Origin of the sequence: Methylobacterium pseudosasicola, from assembly GCF_900114535.1 — a bacterium.
Classification (GTDB): Bacteria; Pseudomonadota; Alphaproteobacteria; order Rhizobiales; family Beijerinckiaceae; genus Methylobacterium; species Methylobacterium pseudosasicola.
The window spans coordinates 1-5,073 of the sequence record NZ_FOTK01000106.1 but is presented as its reverse complement, the minus strand read 5'-3'; the positions used below and the strand labels follow the sequence as shown (position 1 = coordinate 5,073).

The window sequence follows — 5,073 nt, the reverse complement described above, 5'->3', positions numbered from 1 at the left end:
GGCCCCGACGCTCGACGCCATCCCGCCCCTGCGTAGCGGGCGACGCGGGCGACCGCGCCGGCGGCCCAGCAAGCTGCACGCGGACAAGGCCTACGATGCGAAGGCGCGGAGGCAAGAATGCCGGGTGCGCGGGATCGTGCCACGCATCGCCCGCAAAGGCATCGAAAGCAGCGAGAAGCTCGGGCGTCACCGCTGGGTGGTGGAGCGCACCCACGCGTGGTTCAACCGCTTCCGCCGCCTGCCCATCCGCTACGAGCGGCGCAGCGACATCTACGAGGCCTTCACCAGCCTCGCCGCAAGCCTCGTCACCCTCAACCAGATCAGACGGTTCTGTTAGGCACTCTTATTCGCGCTCGCAGTCGCCATGATCCCCGTCAGATGGCTTGCCACAGCGTCATGGAGAGGGATCTTGGACTCGCACCACTAAGTCTTGATTTCGCAAGCTCTACGTCTACCCAGATCATAATATGAAGGGAGCACTCTCAAAAGTTATTTACTAATAGATTAACAATATCGGATCGATTAAAAATTCTCAATTAGGCATTGAATATGCGGATATTATCTCATTAACTCGCTAGTGATGACGGCAATCAGCTTATGGTAATTACCCAGGCCCTTGCGCGGGTCGGGTTTCGCTGATTCCTTCGTAGGATGGGGCGCAGCGATCTTGAGCGGTTGAGCCGCGAGGAACTGATCGAGCTGGTGCTGCGTCTGCAACGTCCGGACAAGACCTCGCGCACTTCCTCGAAGCCGCCCGCCACAGACCGCAAAGAGCGGCGCGAGCGATCCAAACCTGGCGGGGCCAAGCCCGGCCACGAGGGCCATAGCCGTGTGATGAGGGACAATCCCGACGCGGTCGTCGATCATCAGCCCGACCGCTGTGCGTGCTGCGGCGGCGACCTGCACGGAGATCTTCCTGTCGAACTCGTGAGCGTGTCCGAGCGGATCGAGTTGCCGGCGGTGACACCAGTCGTGACGCAGCATCGACGGTTGGCCGTGCAGTGCCCGAGCTGCGGGATGCGGGTCGTCGCGCCAGTGCCGGAGGCGGCGCGCGGCACGCCGTTTGGCCCGCGGCTGCATGCGGTGGCGACGTATCTCAAGACCTTCCAGGCGCTGTCCTACGAGCGACTGCAGGCAGCCTTGTCGGACCTGTTCGGTCTCAGCCTCAGCCAGGACGGGCTGATGAACCTGCTCCAGCGTGCGCAGTGGCACTTCCGCTCCGGTCGCGAGGAGGCCGTCTCGACGCTACGCCGGGCCGCTGTGATCGCCTCGGACGAGACCGGCGTCCGGATCGAGGGCAGCAACGCTTATCATTGGGTGTTCCACGCGGCCGACGCCGTGGTGCACACGGCCTCGCCGACGCGGGGCGCTGTCGTGGTGCGGGAGATGATGGACGGCCACCGGCCCGCGGTGTGGATCTCAGACCGCTACACCGCCCAGCAGGGTCATGCCGCCGCGCACCAGACCTGCCTCGCCCATCTCGCCCGCGACGTCGCCTACGTCGTCGAGGTCAGCGACGATCCCATACCCTGGCGATTGCAGCTCTGGTTGCAGACGGTATTCGGCCTGGCCGAGCGCGTCACCGATCTGGCCGCCTCGACGCTGGCTGCCAAGCGCCGGACCTTGGATCGACAGCTCGGCGCCATCCTCACCACACCGAGCCGCTGCGACCTGACCCGCGACCTGCAGGCCAAGATCGGACGGGCGCGCGATCAGCTCCTCGTCTTCCTCGCCCATCCCGGCGCGGTCGAACCGACCAACAACGGCTCAGAGCGACTGCTGCGCCCAGCGGTCGTCCAGCGAAAGATGACCAACGGCTACCGCGCGATGTGGGCCGCCGAGGGCGAGGCCGCCATCCGCACCGTCGTCGATACCGCACGCCTCGCAGGCCACAGCCCATTCGGCACCATCCTCAAGACCGTCGGTGCCTGATCCCAGCCGTCAAAGGCCTGGGTAATTACAGCTTATGGGCGACAATCATGAAAACGTAGAGTATTTAGATTAACCTGGTAAATTCAAATTGAAATTATTTAGCGCCAACGTTAATGGGTAAAACATAGTTTAGTTGACAAACTCGATCATAAGTGCCAAGATATAAAGAAACTCAAGTGAGCATAATGGTTGAGTACACAAATTCAATCATCCTTATCGTTGAAGGGTGCTTCATAGCTGGAAAGCGCGGGTCACATGTTAGAATTCTAGATCAAATAAAATTCCTACAACGTAACGGATTTAGAGTTATTGTCTATAGCTTTAGCAATCATGTAGATCACCCTTGGAGATGTGAAGATATAATCAGATTCCGCAGCGAATTCGACGGCGTTCCTCTTATATTGGATGATCTTGGAAAATCGGCTTATATATATACGCGAATAAAAAACGCTTTATATCAAATTTGTCCACCCTTTGCTGAATATATAAGTTGGTTAAGTTTGCCTGGAACGAAATTTTGGAAAAAACTTCGTTCCGCTAAGTCATCAGTGTTTATATTCCATTTCGTAGATACATTGTCGCTTGTCAACGGTCGTCCATCTGGTCGCATATTAGTCGAGACGCATGATATTAAAAGCATAAAGTCGGCTAAAGCGACGGGGCTTGAACCTTGGCATCTAAGAATTATAGGGAAAATGCGCAGCGAGGCTGCTATGATTTCTGGCGCTGACTCATATATTTCGATATCACCGGCAGATCTAGCCTTTTTTCAGCATATTGTTTTAAACAAAAATTATTTCTATATTCCGTCATATTCAGAGGAGCAGACGTCTACTCCCCCGCTGTATAAAATGAAATACGATATGCTTTTTGTTGGAGCGAATAACTACTTCAACTCTTCTGGGATTGTAAATTTTATAAACCGCAACAGCAATCTGCTTACAAGATTTTCCTTAGCTATTGTCGGCGCGGTTGGATTAAATGAAGTTGTCGTTTCGTGTGCATCTAAAAATAAAAACATACAGATTTTGGGCGTGGTAGATGACTTGATAGAGGTCTATGCTTGCAGTAAATGCGTTATTTCACCGGTGGAAGGAACAGGACTGAAGATCAAAGTTGTAGAAGCGTTAGCGAACGGTAAGCCTGTTTTTGGCTCTGTTCACTCTATGGACGGTCTCCCGCCGGGGGGAGGGCAGGCGGTTTTTGAGTGTCGATCCGATCTGATAGAGGGACTCTTATTAAATGATCGTGCTCTCGAGGCAGCTTCCAATGCTGCTATGTCCTTTTATGGAAAGTTGATTAAGACCGGAGATCGAGAAAAATTCTTATCATTTTTAAAACGAGCAATGGAGTAATTGATTGAATATGTTATTGCTCTTTCGGTCCGTTCCGGCTGCGGAGAATGCCTAACTACCTTGTCGCAATCAGTGTTTAGTGGCGGTTGTAGACTACAGCTCAGATAGTTTCTGCAGTAATCTTTGCGCGTGTTTCAGTTTTGTTTCAGGATAGTACTTGCTTAGTTTGTAGCAAGGCCCTTTAATTTTTACTGTGATTAGGGACGCAGCAGGAGGACGCGCCGAAGCATGTGCAATGACGCGGTGAGAATATTCGCGTGTCGCTCGATGCATATGAATCTTGGCGAGGTTGGACGGACTCTAACTTTGTTTCACGGTTATCCTACAGTGTGCATGAATCAAACTGCAAGAAACATGCGGTGGCAAAGCACTGTGAATCAGGGGCGGCCATTCATGGCGGGTTTAAACATCTTCAGCCGGCTGATCTAGATGTTTGGTCCCGGCATTTGGTGGAGCGGGTTTGACCTAGAGCGGCTGGGCTCGGCGGACCATGCCCTGCAGATGGCCTCGTAGGGCGTGAGATTCCGCAGAGTCTTCAGTTGGCGGGCGAAGTTGTAGGCGCTGACGAAGTCGGCCAGGTGAGAGCGGAGGTGCTCATGGCTGTCGTAGTGGTAGCGCTTGACTGTCGCGTCCTTGATCGTGCGGTTCATGCACTCGACCTGACCGTTGGTCCAGGGGTGACGCGGCTTGGTCAGGCGATGGTCGATATCGTTGCGGGCGCAGGCGGTCTCGAAGCTGTGGGCTCGGAATGTCTCGCCGGCTGCAATTGCCTGCTTGATGATGGAGTCGGCCGAGGCGATGTTGCCGGGCGAGGTGAAGTGGGTGCCGTTGGCGGTGAGCACCGTATGCACCATGTAAGGCACGGCCTCGATGAGATGGCGGAGGAAGTCGCCTGCGACCCGCCGCGTTGCCTTCTCATGAAGCTCAACGAAGGCGAACTTAGTGGTGCGGTCGATGGCGACGAAATGGTAGAGCCGGCCCTCCGCCGTGTGGACCTCAGCCAGATCGATGTGGAAGTAGCCGAGCGGGTAGGCCTTGGAGCGCGACCGCTTAAGCTTGTCACCGTCGACCTCCGGCAGTCGGCTGATACCGTGGCGTTGCAGGCAGCGGTGCAGCGATGAGCGGGTTAGGTGCGGGATCGTGGCTTGGAGCGCGTAGAGGCAGTCGTCGAGCGGCAGGAGCGTGTGACGACGAAAGGCGACCACCACCGCCTCGTCTTCCAGTGACAGCACCGACGAACGCGGATCCTTAGGCCCCGTGCGCTGGTCGGCGACCGAGGTCCTCTGCCTCTACATTGCGACCGTCTTTGGGTTGATCCCGTCCGCTTCGAGAGCGTCCTCAGGCTCGCTTGACTATGCTGGATCTCTCGACGGATCGACTCAGTCGTTGTGGCGCTTCCGTCAAGAACCTGGCCCATAGCGCGTCCCTCCACTCCGACGTAAAGAGTGTACCATCAAACCCTGGGATTAAACACTTCGACGGGCTCAAGATGAGGTGGTGCTGCGGCTGCAGCGGCCAGAGAAGACGTCGCGCACCTCGTCCAAGCCGCCCGCGACGGATCGCAAGGAGCAGCGGGAGCACTCCAAGCCGGGCGGCGCCAAGTCCGGTCACGAGGGTCACAGCCGCGTCGTGAGCGACGATCCCGATGCCGTCGTCGAGCATCGTTCCGAGGCGTGCGCGTGCTGCGGCGCCAGCCTGCATGCCGCTCTTCCGGCAGAGGTCGTCAGCGTCGCCGAGCCGATCGAGCTGCCCGCGGTGGCGCCGATCGTGACGCAGCACCAGCGTC

Annotated in this window: 3 protein-coding genes and 2 pseudogenes; 4 read left to right on the top strand and 1 reads right to left on the bottom strand. The window is 56.7% G+C overall.

All coding sequences use genetic code 11. The features are described 5' to 3' along the window. The 3 genes from BM228_RS33245 to BM228_RS33235 all read left to right on the top strand — a co-directional run. Positions 1-337, top strand: a 337-nt coding sequence (locus BM228_RS33245; RefSeq protein WP_139234354.1) for a transposase, incomplete at its 5' end; no start/stop codon positions are given. 314 nt (positions 338-651) lie between these two features. After that, positions 652-1,932, top strand: a complete 1,281-nt coding sequence (gene tnpC, locus BM228_RS33240) for an IS66 family transposase (RefSeq protein WP_092047577.1) — start codon at positions 652-654, stop codon at positions 1,930-1,932. 185 nt (positions 1,933-2,117) lie between these two features. After that, positions 2,118-3,287: a glycosyltransferase gene (locus BM228_RS33235; RefSeq protein ID WP_092047576.1), complete on the top strand. Its 1,170-nt coding sequence runs from the start codon at positions 2,118-2,120 to the stop codon at positions 3,285-3,287. Positions 3,288-3,712: 425 nt separating this feature from the next. Here the strand turns inward: BM228_RS33235 and BM228_RS33230 are convergent. Then, a pseudogene (locus tag BM228_RS33230) lies at positions 3,713-4,704 on the bottom strand (IS481 family transposase). A 77-nt stretch (positions 4,705-4,781) separates the two neighbouring features. On the opposite strand from BM228_RS33230, the pseudogene BM228_RS33225 reads away from it, so the two are divergent. Next, positions 4,782-5,073: pseudogene (locus BM228_RS33225) on the top strand (IS66 family transposase); the annotation flags it as partial.

Coding starts and splice junctions, on each gene's coding strand:
- tnpC (WP_092047577.1), top strand. CDS start 652: ATGGGGCGCAGCGATCTTGAGCGGTTGAGCCGCGAGGAACTGATCGAG.
- BM228_RS33235 (WP_092047576.1), top strand. CDS start 2,118: ATGGTTGAGTACACAAATTCAATCATCCTTATCGTTGAAGGGTGCTTC.